Below are 16316 nucleotides of genomic sequence, written 5' to 3' on the forward strand. Positions count from 1 at the left end.
GGCGTGACGTCGCAGGACGTCACGCCGCCGCACGGCCAGGGAGAAACTACGCGAACTCGGCCGCGACCAACTCGGCGATCTCCGCCGCGTTCAGGGCGGCGCCCTTGCGGAGGTTGTCGCCGCAGACGAACAGGTCGAGCGTGTTGGGGAAGTCGAGCGCCTGGCGGATCCGGCCCACGTAGGTCGGGTCGGTGCCGACGACCTCCGCGGGGGTCGGGAAGACGCCGTTGGCCGGGTCGTCCATGACGACCACGGTCGGGGCGGCCTCAAGGATCCGGTGGGCGTCGGCGACGGTGATCTCACGCTCGAACGTCGCGTGCACGGCGAGCGAGTGGGTGGTGATCACCGGGACGCGGACGCAGGTCGCGGAGACCTTCAGGTCGTCGATCCCGAGGATCTTCCGTGACTCGTTGCGGAGCTTGATCTCCTCGGAGGCCCAGCCGCCGTCCTTGAGCGAACCCGCCCACGGCACGACGTTGAACGCCACCGGCGCCGGGAACGGCGACTCCTCGTCCCCGAGCCTGTTCTGCAGCGCCTTGCGCACGTCACCGGCGGTCTGCCCGATCGTCCGGTCACCCGCGAGGGCCTCGACCTCGTCGTAGAGGCGGGCCGAACCCGCCACGCCCGCGCCGGAGACCGCCTGGTAGGAGGCGACCACCAGCGCCCGCAGGCCGTACTCCTCGTGGAGGGCGCCCATCGCGGCCATCATCGACAGGGTCGTGCAGTTGGGGGTGGAGATGATCCCCAGCGGCCGCTCCCGCGCGGCCTCGGGGTTGACCTCCGGCACGACCAGCGGGACCTCGGGGTTCATCCGGAAGGTGCCCGACTTGTCGATGACGACGGCCCCGCGCTCGGCGGCGATCGGCACCCAGGTCGCGGAGACCTCGTCCGGCACGTCGAAGATCGCGATGTCGACACCGTCGAACACCTCGGGGGCCAGCTCCTGGACGACGAGGTCCTCGTCACGGACCCGCAGGACCTTGCCGGCCGAGCGGGCGGACGCGACGAGCTTGATCTCGCCGTAGACGTCCTCGCGGCCGGAGATGATGTCACGCATGACGGTGCCGACGGCACCGGTCGCCCCGATCAGGGCGAGAGTGGGCTTGCGGCTCATCGCCCGCTACCTCCGTAGATCACGGCTTCAACCTGGTCCACATCGAGATCGAACGCGCGGTGCGCGGCGCTGACAGCCGTGTCCACCTCGTCCTGCCCGACGATCACCGAGATACGGATCTCCGAGGTGGAGATCATCTCGATGTTCACCCCCGCGTCGGCGAGGGCCGCGAAGAACGTCGCGGTGACGCCGGGATGCGAGCGCATCCCCGCCCCGATCAGCGAGATCTTGCCGATCTGGTCGTCGAAGAGCAGCGACTCGAAGCCGATGCGCTCCTGGATCTTCTTCAGCGCGGTGAGCGCGGCCGAGGCGTCACTCGTGGGCAGCGTGAAGGAGATGTCCGTCCGGCCGGTCGTCGCCGCCGACACGTTCTGCACGATCATGTCGATGTTGATCTCGGCGTCGGCGAGCGTTTTGAAGATCGTCGCAGCCTCACCGACCTTGTCGGGCACCCCGACAACCGTGATCTTGGCCTCGCTCCGGTCGTGCGCGACGCCGGAGATGATCGGCTGCTCCATCTCTGTTCCTTCGCTGTCGGGGTCGGAGACGACCCACGTGCCTTCCTTGGTGCTGAACGAACTTCTGACGTGGATCGGCAGGCTGAAGCGGCGAGCGTACTCGACACAGCGCAGGTGCAGGATCTTCGCACCGCACGCCGCCATCTCCATCATCTCGTCGTAGGAGATCTTGGGGATCTTGCGGGCGGCGGAGACGATGCGGGGGTCGGCGGTGAAGACACCGTCCACGTCGGTGTAGATCTCGCACACGTCGGCGTTCAGAGCGGCGGCGAGCGCGACCGCCGTGGTGTCGGAACCGCCCCTGCCGAGCGTGGTGATGTCCTTGGTGTCCTGCGAGACGCCCTGGAAACCGGCCACGATCGCGATCTGGCCGTTGTCGAGCGCCTCGCGGATCCGGCCGGGCGTCACGTCGATGATGCGCGCGCGACCGTGCGAGGAGTCGGTGATCACCCCGGCCTGGGACCCGGTGAACGAGCGCGCCTCCTGACCCAGGTTGGCGATCGCCATCGCCAGCAGCGCCATCGAGATGCGCTCACCCGAGGTGAGCAACATGTCGAGCTCGCGGCCCGGCGGAAGCGGCGAGACCTGCTGGGCGAGGTCGAGCAGCTCGTCCGTCGTGTCGCCCATCGCCGAAACGATCACCACGACGTCGTTGCCGGCTTTTTTCGTCGCGACGATCCGCTGCGCGACCCGCTTGATGCAGGACGCGTCGGCGACGGACGAACCACCATACTTCTGAACAACGAGCGCCACGAGATGTCTCCGAAGCAATCTAGGGCTGTGGAGCTCACAGTCTACTGGCGCCCTCGCTGAGACCCTCGGGTCAACCCAGCATGTGGACGATCACACCGTTGTGCGCTCCTCCGCGACATCGAGCCGCGTGTGGGCGACAAGCGCCTGAAGTGCTCGCATCGCCGCTCCTGCGTGGTTGCCCCAGGTGTTGAAATAGGAGTACTGCCACCACCAGAGCGCCTCAAGAGGACGCCCCGCCCTGTGATGCCGCAACCCGTGCAGGAGGTCGGCGGCCACCGCCGTCAGGTCGTCCGACAGGCGGTACGGGGTGACCACGGTGTCCTTGTAGGGGTCGAAGACCTCGGCGTAGTCGTCCACCGGCTTCAGCCTCTCGGCGAGGGCGGTACGGACGACGTCGACGTCCGGGTCCTCACCCAGGTGCGGCTCCCAGTTGCCCGACAGGATCACGTCCTGGCTCGCGCCGAGCTGCGCGCCGGCCGAGCTGACCTGCGCGACCTCCACCAGCAGCAGCGGCAGGATGGCGTCGCCGCCCTCTCCGCCCGCCAGACGGGTCAGTCCGTCGATGTAGTTCTTCGCGTGCTCCGCGATCCGTTCCGCGAGAGCGCTCCACGCATCGTCAGACATCAAGGAGCCTTCTTCCTTCGAACGCGCGGCCCAAGGTGACCTCGTCCGCGTACTCAAGGTCACCGCCTACCGGCAGACCGCTGGCCAGTCGTGTCACTTTCAATCCCATCGGCTTGACCAGACGGGCGAGATAGGTCGCCGTCGCCTCCCCCTCAAGGTTGGGGTCGGTGGCGAGGATCAGCTCGGTGACCTGGCCGTCCGCCAGGCGGGCCATGAGCTCTCTGATGTTCAGGTCGTCGGGGCCGACGCCGTCGATCGGGCTGATCGCCCCGCCGAGCACGTGGTAGCGACCCCGGAACTCGCGGGTCTTCTCGATGGCCACGACGTCCTTCGACTCCTCGACGACGCAGATCACGTGAAGATCGCGCCTGGTGTCGCGGCAGATCCGGCACTCCTCCTCCGCGGCCACGTTGCCGCAGACCCGGCAGAAGCGGACCCTCTCCTTGACCTCGAGCAGGGCGTGGGCGAGCCGCTTCACGTCGGCCGGCTCCGCGGCCAGCAGGTGGAACGCGATGCGCTGCGCGCTCTTGGGACCGACCCCTGGAAGCATGCCCAGCTCGTCGATCAGATTCTGGACGACCCCTTCGTACATGCCTAGAACCCGGGAAGCTGGCCGAGCCCGCCCCCGCCGCCCAGCCCCTGGGCGAGGGGACCGAGCTTCTCCTGCTGCAGGTCGGCGGCGGCGCGCACGGCGTCCCGAATGGCCGCGATGACCAGGTCGGCGATGGTGTCGGCCGTCTCCTGGGGATCGCCGGGATCCACGGCCTCAGGACTGATCTTGAGTTCGAGCAGCTCGCCCCCGCCGTTGACCGTGGCCACGACAAGTCCGCCGCCCGCGGAGCCCTCGACTTCCGCGTCGTTCAGCTCCTGCTGGGCGCTCACAAGCTGCTGCTGCATGAGCTGTGCCTGCTCCAGCAGCTGCTGCAGGTTGACATCCCCTGGGTTCACCGTCGTTGTGCTCCTCGTCCGTGACATCGGTCGTCACGAGCCTACGGGGTCCGGGCCGGGTGTTGTGTACTCGACTGAGCACGCGTTCCCCCTGGATGGGGATTAAACCCCCCGTCGGGCCTCGGTCCCCCCTCCAGACGCCCGAGACCCGACGCGACACGCGCCGGAGCGGCCGCACACGGCGTCGTGTGCTCGGAAGGTAACCCTCCGAAGGTTGCACACACGTTGCGGTCGTTCACTCACTCTTCGCACACCCTCTTTGGCCGAACGGGTTGCGAGCGCAGGCCCGACCGCCGATGCTTCGGCCATCGGCTCTATTCCGGGGGGATATGTGCGCGACGGCCACCGTGGAGCCGTCCAGACGGCCGACCTCGCCTCCTACTCGTCACGGCTGCGACGTCTGCACGAGACCTTGATCAGGGGCGAGCGGCCGACGGGCGAGGGACCCAGAAGCGTGATCTCCGCCTCATGGCGGCGATCGCTGGACGCCGGTGTCGACCCCGACACCGGGTCGGCCCCCATCGCCTTCGAGGGCGAGGACATCCACGAGGTCCGCTCGGCGCACCCGATGAGCGGGCTTCTGCCGGTCATCACCGGGACCCTTCTGGAGGCCGTCGACGCGGACGACCAGATCCTGCTCGTCACCGACGCCCTCGGCAGGGTGCTCTGGCGCGACGGCAACCGCCGGACGATGGACAGCGCCGACGAGGTGGGACTGGCCGACGGCTTCGACTGGAGCGAGGGCGCGATCGGGACCAACGGCCTGGGCACCGCGCTCGCCACCCGGAGGCCCCTGCACGTCTTCTCCGCCGAGCACCTGGTCAGGGCGCTCCACTTCTGGTCGTGCTCCGCCGCGCCGATCGTCGACCCCGACAGCGGCGACCTGCTGGGCTGCGTCGACGTCAGCGGCACGACTCGCGTCATGCACCCGGCGAGCGTCGCCCTCGTCGAGGCCGCGGCGCGACTGGCCGAGAACCACCTCACCCTGCGCATGCTCGAACGCGACGAGCGGCTCAGACGCCGTCACGAGCGGCACCTGAGCACGCTGCGCGGCGAACCGGGCGCCCTGGTCACCGCGACCGGGCGGATCATCGCCGGTGACGACGCGCGCCAGTGGGGTGCCCGCGTACGCCTGCCGGAGACGGGCGACCGGGTGATCCTGCCCGACGGACGGAGCGCCTTCCTGGAGGGACTCGGCGGCGACGGCTTCCTGCTCCGCCTCTCCGGCCCGGCCAGGGGCCCCGTGCTCACCCTGTCCTTCCTCGGCGCGGAACACCCCACGGCGCACCTCGAAGGGGCCCGCCTGTCACTCTCCCTGCGCCACGCCGAGATCCTCACGATGCTCGCCCTCAACCCCCGGGGCATGACCGCCGCCCAGCTCTCCTTCCATCTGTACGGCGACGCGGGCAACCCGGTGACCGTCCGCGCCGAGATCCACCGGCTCCGCGCCCAGCTCGGCCGTACGATCGCCGCCAAGCCGTACCGCCTCACCTGCGTGGTGGAGGCCGACTTCCTGGAGCTCAAGCGGCTGCTCGCGGCCGACGAGGCCGCCCCGGTCGCCCGCGCCTACCGCGGCCCCCTGCTGCCCCGCTCCGAGGCACCCGCCCTGCGCCTCGAACGGGAGGAGCTGGAGGGGCAGGTACGAGCCCGCCTGCTGCGGCGGGGAGGCCCCGAGGACCTGTGGGCCTACGCGGAGACCGAGCACGGCAGGAACGACATCCAGATTCTCGAACGCCTCGTCGTCGCGCTGCCCCGCCACGACCACCGCGCGGTGGCCGCCCGGATCCGTCTCGGCGGCGTCGGCCTGCCCTGAGCCCGCCGTGTCCGGTGATCCGATTCGCCCCGGAACCCGCCGGCACGGCCGATCTCGCTCCGCACAGGGTCCGGTTCCGCACAGGGTCCGGGGACGTGATCCCGCTTCGCCGAGGGGTCGGGAGACTGACTCGCTTCCCGGCCTGAGGGCCGGAGCACCGCGGAGCGCCATGGAGCACCGCGGACGACTTCGGTGGCGACAGCGGCCGGGCAGCGGATTGGCAGCGGACCGGCAGGGCATCGCCGGTGACGCCCCGTGCGACGGGATCCCTTCCGGTGGTGCCGGTTCCGTGGTGCCGGCGCCGTCAGGTGTGGTCGATCTCGCCGATCACCTGGCCCCCCAGCTCGCGCTGGAGGAGGGCCATGCCGCTGAGCGCGTCGACGTCGGCGTCCGCGTCGTTGAGCGGGTCGACCTCGTCGGCGTCGGGTGCGGTGCCGCGATCGCCTCGGGGAGGCACCGCGTCAGGCCAGGCCGCCGCCTTGGCGCCGGTCTTGGCCCTTGGGCCGGCCTGGGCCGCCGCCTTCGCCGCGGAACGGGCCGCGGCCAGACCGGGGCTCGACATGGAGCTGGGCGGGGGAGGTGAGCCGGGGTCCTCCGGCATGGGGGCGTCCGGCCAGGACTCGTCCGTCGCGGATGGGGCCTGTCCTGACGGAGCCTCTCGCGAGACCGCCGGTGACGGCCCGGAGGCGGGCGCCTGGCGTGCGGGCGCCTGCTGCGACCGTGCTGCCTGGCTTTGGGAGGTCTGGTTCTGGGAGGTCTGGTCGGCCTTGGGTGCGGGGTGCTGGGGGGCCGGGGGGTGCCTCGGGGCCGGAGGGCGGCTCCCGCCGGAGGGAGGGGGTCCGTTGCCGACGACGGCCTCGACCTTCCACGTTCCGCCCAGCACCTCCTGCAGCACCGCCGCGACGACCGCGTCCTTACCGCCACCGGTGAAGTTCTTCATCGCACCGACCTGGGCGAACCCGAGGGTGACGATCTTCCCTTCGACCCCGACGACCTGGGCGTTGGTGTTGACGTTGGCCCACACGACGATGCTGCGCCGCTTGAGCGCCGCGAGCACCTGCGGCCAGGCCTGCTGTACCGCTCCGGTTCCGGCTCCCGCCTCCGAGACGGACGCCGTCGCCTGGCCGGTCGGCACGAAGGCGCCCGCGGCCTCGGGAGCCTGCTGGACGGGCGCCTGAGGCTGTCCCTGCCGCCCCTGTCCCTGGCCCGGCGCGCCGGGCCTGGCCGCCGCGGGCCAGTCGTCGCCCTGTCCAGCGGACCCGGCGGCGGCGGCGGGCGCGCCGGCGGGTGTCGCCGTCCGCGAAGGGGGCGCCGGGTTGACCGCCGGTGCGGGATCTCGCTGCGGGAGGGCGACCGGAGCGGGAGCCGGGACGGCTCCTCCCTTCTCCAGCCGCTCCAGGCGGGTGAGCAGCGCGGCCTCACCCTGGGCCGCGCCGGGGAGGAGGATTCTCGCGCACATGAGTTCGAGCAACAGTCGTGGCGAGGCCGCCCCGCGCATCTCGATCAGGCCCGCGTTGAGGATCTCCGCCGCGCGGGTCAGCTCCGCCGGCCCCATGGAGGCCGCCTGGACCTGGAGCCGTTCCAGCTCGTCGCCTGGCCGGTCGAGCAGCCCGCTGGTGGCCGCCTCCGGCACATTCGCGAGGATCACCAGGTCCCGGAAGCGCTCCAGCAGGTCCATCGCGAACCGCCGGGGGTCGTGGCCGCCCTCGATCACCCGGTTCACCACCTGGAACACCTGCGCGCCGTCACGACCGGCGAAGGCCGCGACCACGTCGTCGAGCAGGTCGCCGTCGGTGTAGCCGAGGAGGGAGACCGCGCGGGCGTACGTGATGCCCGCCTCGTCCGACCCGGCGAACAGCTGGTCGAGGATCGAGAGCGAGTCTCGGGCCGAGCCCGCACCGGCCCGCACCACCAGCGGGAGCGCGGCGGGCTCGAACGGCACCTTCTCCGAGGTGAGGATCTCCTCCATGAGCGCGCGCAGCGCGGCCGGCGGGATCAGCCGGAACGGGTAGTGGTGGGTCCGGGATTTGATCGTCCCGATGACCTTCTCCGGCTCGGTGGTCGCGAAGACGAACTTCAGGTGCGGGGGAGGCTCCTCGACGAGCTTGAGCAGCGCGTTGAAACCCTCGCGGGTCACCATGTGCGCCTCGTCGATGATGTAGATCTTGAAGCGCGAGGACACCGGCGCGAAGAAGGCCCGCTCGCGCAGGTCGCGGGCGTCGTCCACACCACCGTGCGAGGCGGCGTCGATCTCGATGACATCGAGGTGGCCGGGGCCGGTGGGCGCCAGCGCCACGCAGGACTCGCACTCCCCGCACGGGTCGGGGGTCGGGCCCTTCTCACAGTTCAGGGAGCGGGCCAGGATGCGCGCGCTGGACGTCTTGCCGCATCCCCTGGGCCCGCTGAACAGGTAGGCGTGGTTGATGCGCCCGCTGCGCAGTGCCTGACGCAACGGGTCGGTGACGTGCTCCTGACCCTTGACCTCGGCGAAGGTCCCGGGCCGGTACTTGCGGTACAGCGCAAGACTCATGCGACGATCCCACCTGCGAGGGGTCTCAACGAAGAGACCCCTCGCACACCCGCCAGAGCCCGCTTATCCTTGCTGCCTTCCGGCCCTGGGGAGGTTCACAGGATGACGCCGCGCGAGGGGTCGACCCTCAGTCTAGCCTCAGATCCGAGTGGTCGGTGTCGGAAAACAGTGGTCCGCGCCACTCGGAAAGTTCGGTAAGCTTCTCCACGGAGGATTCGCCTAGTTGGCCTAGGGCGCACGCTTGGAAAGCGTGTTGGGGGCAACCCCTCAGGAGTTCGAATCTCCTATCCTCCGCCACCCCGTAAGGGCCGGACCGCATCCGCGGTCCGGCCCTTACGGCTTTCCCTTCCGGATTTGCTCCGATAAATGGGCATGTAACGCAATAAGCCATCACCTCCCCCTGCACCTACCGGCATGTTGGGACACTCCCAGGGCAGGGGAAGCGCCCCAAGCGGATCGAAGGGACATCGGGCGATGGATTTCAAGGATGACGCCCAGCTGGACAGCTCTCAGGTCGAGAGCCGTGGCGGCGGGGGGAGGATCCCCGGGGGTGGTATCGCGATCGGCGGCGGCGCGGCGGGAATCATCGCGCTCATCGTGGCCCTGATCTTCGGGATAAACCCCGGTGACATCACCGGCGGCTCCTCCCAACCGGCCCCGGTGGGCACGGGCTCCGACCTCACCGCCCAGTGCAGGACCGGGCAGGACGCCGACCAGAACGAGGAGTGCCGGGTGGTCGGCGTGGTCAACAGCATCCAGGACTACTGGCCGAAGGCGGTCCAGGGGTACGAGCCGGCCAAGACCGTCATGTTCTCCGGCCAGGTCGACACGGCCTGCGGCGCCGCCGACTCCTCCGTCGGCCCGTTCTACTGCCCGGCCGACCGCCAGGTCTACCTGGACCTCAGCTTCTTCAAGGAACTGGAGAGCAAGTTCGGCGCCAAGGGCGGCCCCTTCGCCCAGGCGTACGTCATCGGTCACGAGTACGGTCACCACGTCCAGAACCTCCTCGGCACCAACGCCAAGGCCCAGCAGGGCCCGCAGCAGGGTCCGGAGAGCGGCTCGGTCCGGCTGGAGTTGCAGGCCGACTGCTACTCGGGCGCCTGGGCCAAGAACGCGTACGAGACCGGCCTGTTCGAGAAGCCGTTCACGAAGACGGACATCGAGGAGGCGCTCAGCGCGGCCTCGGCCGTGGGTGACGACAGCATCCAGGAGCGGACCCAGGGGCGGATCAACCCCGAGGGCTTCACCCACGGGACATCAGCGCAGCGTGTCAAGTGGTTCACCACCGGTTACGAGAGCGGCGACCCGGCCAGATGCGACACCTTCGCCGGCAGCATCTAAAAAAGGCCTGTGAGCTGCGACGATGGGAACCCGCCCGGCGGAGGGCGGGATTCTCTCCTAAACTACGTACTGTGATCTTCAAGTTGGTCGGCGACGGACGGCCCTATCCAGAACACGGCCTCTCGCATCGCGAGTGGGCGCAGATACCGCCGCGGCAGGTCCGGCTCGACACCCTGATCACCACGAAAGCGGTGCTCGACCTCCACTCCCTGCTCGCCAAGGACTCCACGTTCTACGGAGATCTGTTCCCGCACGTGGTCCAGTGGCGCGGCGACCTCTATCTGGAGGACGGCCTGCACCGGGCGCTGCGTTCCGCCCTGCACCAGCGCTCGGTCCTGCACGCCCGGGTCCTGGACCTGCCCACCGAGAGCTGACGGGACATACGAAAAGCCCCCGGGGCGCTCACGCGCCCCGGGGGCTTTTTCTGTGGCGGTGGAGGTGGGATTTGAACCCACGGATAGGTTGCCCCATCACACGCTTTCGAGGCGTGCGCCCTCGGCCACTAGGCGACTCCACCGCGGAGCAGCTTACCGGATAACCGCTATTGCTCGCGCATCCGGCGAGCGGTGAAGAACTCGGTGAGAACCGCCGCGCATTCGTCGGCCAGAATTCCGCCGAGCACCTCCGGCCGGTGGTTCAGGCGGCGGTCCCTGAGCACGTCCCAGAGCGACCCCGCGGCGCCGCCCTTGGGGTCCGCGGCGCCGTAGACGACCCGATCGACCCGGGCGAGCACGGCGGCCCCCGCGCACATGGTGCAGGGTTCCAGGGTGACCACCAGCGTGCAGCCGCTCAGCCGCCACTGGCCGCGGGCCTTCGCCGCCTGCCGCAGGGCGAGCATCTCGGCGTGCGCGGTGGGGTCGACGGAGAACTCCCTGTCGTTTCCCGCGCGTGCCAGCACGGAGCCGTCAGGGCCGAGGACGACCGCGCCGACCGGCACGTCTCCGCGGGCTCCGGCCTCGGTCGCCTCCGCCAGCGCGAGCCTCATCTCCGGGACGTAGCCCACCGGTGTCAGGCCGGTCATCACACGTCCCCCGGCGCCGAATCGGCGCGTACGCCCGTCGGCGCCCGACCGGTCGTCGCACGCCCGCGCCGGGCCGGTGTCCCCGAAGCCGTGCCCGTGAGGCGCGGATCCGCAGCGGTCACAGCGCGCCCGTCGGCACCGGGCCGGGCACGGCGCCCCGTCACCGCAGCCGGTCGAGCTCGTCGCCGAACGCCAGCCGTTCGGCGATCACCGAGAGCGTGTCCGCGGGCAGCGCGCCCTCCTCCATGCTGAGCTCGACGAGCTCCTCGGAGCTCAGCCCGAGGTCTTCCAGCAGCTCGAAGTCACCCGCGGGCCGCACGCCCAGGTCGGGGGTGTCCTTGTCCACCGCCACCCCGGCGAGCTCGGTGAAGAGCTCTCCCAGGTCGTCGGAGAGACCCGCGTGAGCGTCGGACAGGAAGGTGCGCGGCTCCAGGTCGCCCTGGTATCGAACGATCGCGAACCACTCGTCCTCCACCTCCACGCACAGCAGGGCGAGCTCGTCACCGGTGAGTCCCAGGTGCTCCTGGACGGCGTCGCCGAGATCGTCGACGATCTCCGCCTCGCCGAGGTCGATCTCCGCACCGTTCCAACCGTCCGCCGTACGGACGAAGGCGGCGGAGAACACACTGCTGGATGGTCTGGAGGGCATGGCCGATCTCCCGAGGTCAGCCGAACACAGAGTCGATGGCGCGTTCGAACGGCTCGGAGAACCCCAGCCGCGCGGCGATGCTCGACAGGACGTCCTCGGGGAGGAGGTCGATATCCCCTGACAGGATGCCGAGCTCCATCTCGTCGAGGCCCAGGTCCGCGAAGATGGAGAGGTCTCCCGCGGGGAGCGCCGTCTCCTCGTCCTGGAGGATCGCGTCGAGCTCGTCCTCGTCGGGAACCGGCACGTCCAGGTATTCCAGCGCCTGATGCGCGAGCGGGAAGTCCCAGGACGCGGCGATGTCGGAGAGGAAAACCTCGACTCTCTCACCGAACACCCGTAGCGCCACGAAGAACTCATCCCCAACGGCGACAAGGCCAATCGTGCCGTTCGTGCTCGGCTGCTGGCGCAGGGCGTGGATGAGGCCCTCAAGGTCGGAGGTGAGCGCCACCGGGAGCATCTCCGCCTCCCAGCGATCGTCCTCGCGGTAGATCACGATGGCAAAGTCCAGTGAGTCTTCGTCTGACATGGCCATCCCCACCGAATGCTTTCTCTACGGAGGTCAATGCTTTCAGAAGCGAAGCACCGACGTGGGCCTCTCCGACCAAATTGTGATCGAATCCGAAGTGAGCGGACGATGTCCGACGAGTGGCCCGTCGTCCCCCGGCTCATCGCCGCCCGCCGGTCCAGGATACCTTTGACCACCATGGAAACCCTGGTCGTCGACCATCCCCTGGTGGCTCACAAGCTGACCGCGCTGCGGGATGTGAACACCGACTCTCCCACCTTCCGGCGTCTCGCCGACGAACTGGTGACCCTGCTGGCCTACGAGGCGACCAGGCAGGTCCGCGTCACCGAGTGGTCGGTGGAAACCCCCGTGGCCCCCGCCGAAGGTGTGCGGCTCGCGCACCCGTACCCGCTGGTGGTGCCGATCCTGCGCGCGGGGCTGGGCATGCTGGAGGGGATGACCCGGTTGCTGCCGACGGCCGAGGTGGGCTTCCTCGGGATGATCCGCAACGAGTCCACGCTGGAGGCGGAGACCTACGCCACCCGCCTGCCCGACGACCTCTCGGGCCGTCAGGTCTACGTGGTCGACCCGATGCTGGCCACCGGTGGCACCCTCGCCGCCGCGATCAAGTTCCTCTTCGACCGGGGCGCCGACGACGTGACCGCGCTGTGCCTGCTCGCCGCGCCCGAGGGGATCGCTCATCTCGACGAGGTCTTCGCCGGCACCGGCAGGCCGATTCGCCTGGTGACGGCGGCTCTGGACGAGCGGCTGAACGAGCACGGCTACATCGTGCCCGGCCTGGGCGACGCGGGAGACCGTCTCTACGGCGTCGTCTGAGACACCCCCCCCCCGCCACTCCCCGTACGGCGCCCGCCGGAACGCTCCGGGAACCGCCCCGGCAATTCCAGCACCATCCTTTTCCCTTGAAGGATGGTTCTTCTACTCACCCGCCGTTACATAATGCGGTTGTCCGGGTACGAAGCGTGGCGAAGATATCTCTTCTGTGTCCCCGGTCCGCCGAGGCCGCGGGCGCACACCAGGGAGAACCATGAGCGAGCGAATCATCCCGGACACCGAGCCGGACCCGTACGCGGACTTCAGTGCCGCGCTCAGGGACGAGTTCTCGGAGATCCATCCGGCGGCCACGGTGACCCGCTGCATAGAGGCGGCCCACTACGGAGCGCTGGAGGTCGTCGGTCACGCCCATCCGGCGCTGGTCGAACGGATCGCCCGCAAGCACCTTGAGGTCCTCGCGCTGGTCGCGAGTGAGCGCGGGTGACGCGGGCGACAGGGGATGGCGGGTGCGTCGGACGGTAGGTGCTCCGCGAGGACCTTCGAGGGGTTTCTCGCGACGCTTACAAGACCGCATCGATCGATATCGGCCGATGCGCTTTACCTCGGCATGGCCCTGGGTAATGTATATGCGGGTGCAGTGGGTGAGCGGTAGTAGGAGGCCAAGGTGCAGGTCAAGAAGGTCCTAACGTACGGTTCCATTGGATTTGTGGCGTTTTACCTGTTCACACGACCAGGTGACGCGGCCAGTGCGGTGAAGGGTGCCATGGACACGGTTTACACGGCGGCCGATTCTCTGGCCCAATTCGTCTCACATCTGTCATGAGGCTCGTGACCCACGGGGATTCCGCCCCCTCGTCGGTCAACCGCTACTTACTCCCCCACGAACACCAGGTCATCATGGTGCGGCGCCACCCGGCCGTGCTGCTTCGCGCGGTCGCCGAGGTCTTCGGCGGCCTGATCCTCGCGGGACTGCTGAGCAAGTGGTTCGGTGACCAGGGCGGGGGCGGCGTGCTCGTCGTCGTCTGGTGGGCCTGGCTGCTGCTGCTGATCCGCTTCGTCTGGAAGGTCGCCGAGTGGTCCGTCGACTACTTCGTCGTCACCTCCAAGCGGATGCTGCTCACCACCGGGCTGATCACCCGCAAGGTCGACATGATGCCGCTCGGCAAGGTCACCGACATGAGTTTCCAGCGCTCGATTCTCGGCCGAATGCTGGGATACGGCGAGTTCGTCCTGGAATCGGCCGGTCAGGACCAGGCGCTGTCGAGAGTCAACTACATCCCCTACCCGGAGACCCTCTATCTGGAGGTCTGCCAGATGCTCTTCCCCGGGGGGAACGACTCGGACGACTGACGTCCATGTCAAGGGCGCAGGAGCCGTTGACACTTTCCGGTGAGGATTTTTCACTCGGGGTTACCTGATTCGGCAGCTTCATGCAATCATGGCGAGGAACATTGACCATCCTTCGCCCTGAGAGATCAGATGCCGAGTCAGGGAACCATCGGTGACCGCGTCCGCGGACTTCGCCTGAGCAGGCGCATGTCCCAGGCCCAGCTCGCAGGGCCGGACCTTTCCGACAGTTATGTCTCCCTCATCGAGTCCGGCAAGCGGACGCCGACCCCCGTGGTCGCCCGTCTGCTCGCCGAGCGACTGGGATGCACCACCGAGTTCCTGCTGCACGGGATCGAGCCGCGGCAACGCATCGACACCGAACTCGGCCTGCGCCACGCGGAGCTGGAGCTCCTCCACGGCGACCCATCCGTCGCGGCTGACCGCTTCGGCGAGATCGTGAAGGTCGCCGGCGAGGAGAACGTCATGCTGGCCGCGCACGCGCGGTTCGGCCGCGCACGCGCGCTGGAGGTCCAGGGCGAGATCGGCCCGGCGGTGAAGGCGTTCGAGCGGCTCCGGCACGAGGCGGCCGCCCACCCCGAGCGTCTGGCCGACCTGCCACTGGCGGTCGCGCTGAGCCGCTGCTACTTCCTCGCCGGAGACATCCTTCGCGCCCGCGACCTCGCCGTCCACGCGCTCGGCGAGGTCAACCGGCTGCCCCTGTCGCAGGGAGAGATCGCCGTCGAGCTGGCCGTCTCCCTGATGGAGATCACCGGAACTCGAGGGGCCGACTCGCCGGGCATGTCCTACGTTCGGAACATCCTCTCGGTCAACGGTGTCCCCGCCGCGGTCAACCGCACCGCGGAGATCCACGCCCTCTGGCGGGCGAGCGTCACCGCCGCCGACGGTGAGGACTCGGCGCTCGCCGTCCGTCTCGCCGACGACGCGATCGCGACCGGACGCCCGGCGCGGATGGCCTCGCAGCTCGCCCTCGTCGCGATGGGCTGGGCGCGTCTCGCCGCCTCCACCGGTGACGAGCCGCTCGACGAGGCCCGCGAGCTCGCGACCGCCGCGAGTGCGGTCTTCGCCGTATTCCCCGAGCACGCCCAGGAACACGCCAGGAGCCTTGTCGTACGCGCCCACGTCCAGCTGGGGGTCGACGACGCCCAGGGTGCGGTCAGCCTGGCCAGAACCGCTCTCGACATGCTGGACGGCCAGGCGGGTCCCATCGGGGCGACCGCGCAGCTGGTTCTCGCCCGCGCCGCGCTCTCCCGGGGTCACGACGTCGAGGCCACGATGGCCCTGGACACCGCGAAGCTGTCGCTGAGCGACGTCCGGCACGAGTTCTCCTTCACCGGCCGGGAGGCCGCCCGGGTCTGGCGTGACCTCGGAGACCTGTACGGTCAGGCCGGTGTGGTCGAAGAGCAGACCGGTGCGTATCGTAAGGCTCTTGAGGCTGCCGGAGTGCGCGATGCGATGGTGGGCGTGACGGTCGATTCGGCGCTGGTCCGTTAAGACGTTCCCGCTCCTGGAGTTCCAGATTTGTTTTTGCGCCTCCGGAATAACTAGGGTCTACCAGTCATTGATTCGTAGGATGATTGGTTTCTCCGGAGGAGGCGGACGGTGAGTCTGCGTACGGCGCAGCGAGCATCCCTCGTCGACCAAGTGATCGATCAACTCAAGGAGCAGATCACTTCTAACTCCTGGCAGATGCACGCGAAGATTCCTACCGAGACCGTGCTCGCCGAGCAACTGGGGGTCGGGCGCAACACCGTGCGTGAGGCGGTGCGCGCCCTCACCCACGCCGGCCTGCTGGAGTGCCGCCAGGGCGACGGGACGTACGTCCGTGCCACCAGCGAGCTCTCCGGGGCCATGCTGCGGCGGCTGCGCACCGCCGAGCAGCTCGAAATCCTGGAGGTGCGACGCGCGCTGGAGGTGGAGGCCGCCAGACTGGCCGCCACCAGGCGCACCGACGCCGACATCGCCGCTATCGAGGCGGCGCTGGCCGAGCGGGAGCGAGCCTGGGAGCTGGGAGAGCCCGACGCGTTCGTCGAGGCCGACCTCGCCTTCCACATGGCGGTCGTCCGAGCCACCCACAACCTGGTGCTGATCGATCTCTACGAGGATTTCTCGGCGGCGCTGCGTGCCAGCATCACCGCCGCGGGAACCTCGCTGAACAGCACCCTGAACAGCACGTACATCCCGCACGAGGCGATCGCCCGCGCCATCGCCGTCGGTGACGCCGCCGCCGCCGAGCGCGCGGGCCACGCGTGCATGGAGCACATCCTGATCGCCCTGACGGAGGAGCAGGAGCTCCCTCTCTGACCCCCGTCTCTTCCTCTCATGTCGCGGGCTCCCTCACCAACTTGTGTGGGGGCC

General features: G+C 69.3%; 17 protein-coding genes, 2 tRNA genes and 1 other RNA gene. 9 read left to right on the top strand and 11 right to left on the bottom strand.

Annotated elements, in window-relative coordinates; genetic code table 11:
* Positions 1-46: 46 nt before the first annotated feature.
* The 5 genes from ABT352_RS02010 to ABT352_RS02030 form a co-directional block, all read right to left on the bottom strand.
* Entirely contained in the window at positions 47-1114 is a 1068-nt protein-coding gene (locus ABT352_RS02010) for an aspartate-semialdehyde dehydrogenase (RefSeq protein ID WP_350941785.1), read from the bottom strand.
* Positions 1111-2385, bottom strand: coding sequence for an aspartate kinase (locus ABT352_RS02015; RefSeq protein ID WP_350941786.1), 1275 nt, complete (start codon positions 2383-2385; stop codon positions 1111-1113). Before ABT352_RS02015 ends, ABT352_RS02010 begins: the two co-directional genes overlap by 4 nt.
* Before the next feature lie 90 nt (positions 2386-2475).
* Complete coding sequence (locus ABT352_RS02020; RefSeq protein ID WP_350941788.1) at positions 2476-3009, bottom strand: DUF5063 domain-containing protein; 534 nt, start codon at positions 3007-3009, stop codon at positions 2476-2478.
* Positions 3002-3601, bottom strand: coding sequence for a recombination mediator RecR (recR, locus tag ABT352_RS02025; RefSeq protein WP_350941789.1), 600 nt, complete (start codon positions 3599-3601; stop codon positions 3002-3004). The genes ABT352_RS02020 and recR overlap by 8 nt, the downstream gene beginning before the upstream one ends.
* Positions 3602-3603: 2 nt before the next feature.
* On the bottom strand, positions 3604-3957 hold the full coding sequence (locus ABT352_RS02030) for a YbaB/EbfC family nucleoid-associated protein (RefSeq protein ID WP_329087916.1): 354 nt from the start codon (positions 3955-3957) through the stop codon (positions 3604-3606).
* A 331-nt stretch (positions 3958-4288) separates the two neighbouring features.
* Between ABT352_RS02030 and ABT352_RS02035 the strand changes: the two genes are divergently transcribed.
* The gene (locus ABT352_RS02035; RefSeq protein ID WP_350941791.1) at positions 4289-5770 is read left to right on the top strand and encodes a helix-turn-helix domain-containing protein; all 1482 of its coding nucleotides are present in this window, start codon (positions 4289-4291) and stop codon (positions 5768-5770) included.
* A 304-nt stretch (positions 5771-6074) separates the two neighbouring features.
* On the opposite strand, the gene ABT352_RS02040 is transcribed toward ABT352_RS02035, so the two are convergent.
* The gene (locus ABT352_RS02040; RefSeq protein WP_350941793.1) at positions 6075-8300 is read right to left on the bottom strand and encodes a DNA polymerase III subunit gamma and tau; all 2226 of its coding nucleotides are present in this window, start codon (positions 8298-8300) and stop codon (positions 6075-6077) included.
* A 29-nt stretch (positions 8301-8329) separates the two neighbouring features.
* Positions 8330-8425: signal recognition particle sRNA small type (ffs, locus tag ABT352_RS02045), an RNA gene on the bottom strand.
* Positions 8426-8508: 83 nt separating this feature from the next.
* Here ffs and ABT352_RS02050 point away from each other — a divergent pair.
* The 3 genes from ABT352_RS02050 to ABT352_RS02060 all read left to right on the top strand — a co-directional run bounded on the left by ABT352_RS02050 (position 8509) and on the right by ABT352_RS02060 (position 10015).
* A tRNA-Ser gene (locus ABT352_RS02050) sits at positions 8509-8597 on the top strand.
* A 177-nt stretch (positions 8598-8774) separates the two neighbouring features.
* A complete protein-coding gene (gene ypfJ / locus ABT352_RS02055) occupies positions 8775-9641 on the top strand; it encodes a KPN_02809 family neutral zinc metallopeptidase (protein WP_350941794.1) in 867 nt (288 codons plus the stop codon).
* A 71-nt stretch (positions 9642-9712) separates the two neighbouring features.
* The gene (locus ABT352_RS02060; RefSeq protein ID WP_350941795.1) at positions 9713-10015 is read left to right on the top strand and encodes a type II toxin-antitoxin system VapB family antitoxin; all 303 of its coding nucleotides are present in this window, start codon (positions 9713-9715) and stop codon (positions 10013-10015) included.
* 53 nt (positions 10016-10068) lie between these two features.
* Here ABT352_RS02060 and ABT352_RS02065 read toward each other — a convergent pair.
* From ABT352_RS02065 to ABT352_RS02080, 4 genes are all read right to left on the bottom strand, one after another.
* Positions 10069-10158, bottom strand: a tRNA-Ser gene (locus ABT352_RS02065).
* A 24-nt stretch (positions 10159-10182) separates the two neighbouring features.
* Positions 10183-10662: a tRNA adenosine(34) deaminase TadA gene (tadA, locus tag ABT352_RS02070; protein ID WP_350941796.1), complete on the bottom strand. Its 480-nt coding sequence runs from the start codon at positions 10660-10662 to the stop codon at positions 10183-10185.
* A 160-nt stretch (positions 10663-10822) separates the two neighbouring features.
* Positions 10823-11311: a tRNA adenosine deaminase-associated protein gene (locus ABT352_RS02075; protein WP_350941798.1), complete on the bottom strand. Its 489-nt coding sequence runs from the start codon at positions 11309-11311 to the stop codon at positions 10823-10825.
* Positions 11312-11327: 16 nt separating this feature from the next.
* The gene (locus ABT352_RS02080) at positions 11328-11837 is read right to left on the bottom strand and encodes a tRNA adenosine deaminase-associated protein (RefSeq protein ID WP_350941799.1); all 510 of its coding nucleotides are present in this window, start codon (positions 11835-11837) and stop codon (positions 11328-11330) included.
* 177 nt (positions 11838-12014) lie between these two features.
* On the opposite strand from ABT352_RS02080, the gene upp reads away from it, so the two are divergent.
* The 5 genes from upp to ABT352_RS02105 all read left to right on the top strand — a co-directional run bounded on the left by upp (position 12015) and on the right by ABT352_RS02105 (position 16262).
* A complete protein-coding gene (gene upp, locus ABT352_RS02085; protein ID WP_350943520.1) occupies positions 12015-12653 on the top strand; it encodes a uracil phosphoribosyltransferase in 639 nt (212 codons plus the stop codon).
* A 211-nt stretch (positions 12654-12864) separates the two neighbouring features.
* The gene (locus ABT352_RS02090; protein WP_350941801.1) at positions 12865-13095 is read left to right on the top strand and encodes a hypothetical protein; all 231 of its coding nucleotides are present in this window, start codon (positions 12865-12867) and stop codon (positions 13093-13095) included.
* 335 nt (positions 13096-13430) lie between these two features.
* Positions 13431-13961 (top strand): PH domain-containing protein, encoded by a 531-nt coding sequence (locus ABT352_RS02095; RefSeq protein WP_344742919.1) that lies wholly within the window; start codon positions 13431-13433, stop codon positions 13959-13961.
* A gap of 129 nt (positions 13962-14090) precedes the next feature.
* On the top strand, positions 14091-15452 hold the full coding sequence (locus tag ABT352_RS02100; protein WP_350941802.1) for a helix-turn-helix domain-containing protein: 1362 nt from the start codon (positions 14091-14093) through the stop codon (positions 15450-15452).
* A gap of 108 nt (positions 15453-15560) precedes the next feature.
* Positions 15561-16262 (top strand): FadR/GntR family transcriptional regulator, encoded by a 702-nt coding sequence (locus ABT352_RS02105; protein WP_350941803.1) that lies wholly within the window; start codon positions 15561-15563, stop codon positions 16260-16262.
* Positions 16263-16316 lie beyond the last annotated feature (54 nt).

Origin of the sequence: Streptosporangium sp. NPDC000563 (assembly GCF_040299985.1) — a bacterium.
Classification (GTDB): Bacteria; Actinomycetota; Actinomycetes; order Streptosporangiales; family Streptosporangiaceae; genus Streptosporangium.

What these genes read in the sequence shown, in the direction of transcription:
- tadA (WP_350941796.1), bottom strand. Translation starts at nt 10,662, where the DNA reads ATGACCGGCCTGACACCGGTGGGCTACGTCCCGGAGATGAGGCTCGCG.
- upp (WP_350943520.1), top strand. Translation starts at nt 12,015, where the DNA reads ATGGAAACCCTGGTCGTCGACCATCCCCTGGTGGCTCACAAGCTGACC.
- ABT352_RS02090 (WP_350941801.1), top strand. Translation starts at nt 12,865, where the DNA reads ATGAGCGAGCGAATCATCCCGGACACCGAGCCGGACCCGTACGCGGAC.
- ABT352_RS02095 (WP_344742919.1), top strand. Translation starts at nt 13,431, where the DNA reads ATGAGGCTCGTGACCCACGGGGATTCCGCCCCCTCGTCGGTCAACCGC.
- ABT352_RS02020 (WP_350941788.1), bottom strand. Translation starts at nt 3,009, where the DNA reads ATGTCTGACGATGCGTGGAGCGCTCTCGCGGAACGGATCGCGGAGCAC.
- ABT352_RS02075 (WP_350941798.1), bottom strand. Translation starts at nt 11,311, where the DNA reads ATGCCCTCCAGACCATCCAGCAGTGTGTTCTCCGCCGCCTTCGTCCGT.
- ABT352_RS02010 (WP_350941785.1), bottom strand. Translation starts at nt 1,114, where the DNA reads ATGAGCCGCAAGCCCACTCTCGCCCTGATCGGGGCGACCGGTGCCGTC.
- ypfJ (WP_350941794.1), top strand. Translation starts at nt 8,775, where the DNA reads ATGGATTTCAAGGATGACGCCCAGCTGGACAGCTCTCAGGTCGAGAGC.
- ABT352_RS02040 (WP_350941793.1), bottom strand. Translation starts at nt 8,300, where the DNA reads ATGAGTCTTGCGCTGTACCGCAAGTACCGGCCCGGGACCTTCGCCGAG.
- ABT352_RS02080 (WP_350941799.1), bottom strand. Translation starts at nt 11,837, where the DNA reads ATGTCAGACGAAGACTCACTGGACTTTGCCATCGTGATCTACCGCGAG.
- recR (WP_350941789.1), bottom strand. Translation starts at nt 3,601, where the DNA reads ATGTACGAAGGGGTCGTCCAGAATCTGATCGACGAGCTGGGCATGCTT.
- ABT352_RS02100 (WP_350941802.1), top strand. Translation starts at nt 14,091, where the DNA reads ATGCCGAGTCAGGGAACCATCGGTGACCGCGTCCGCGGACTTCGCCTG.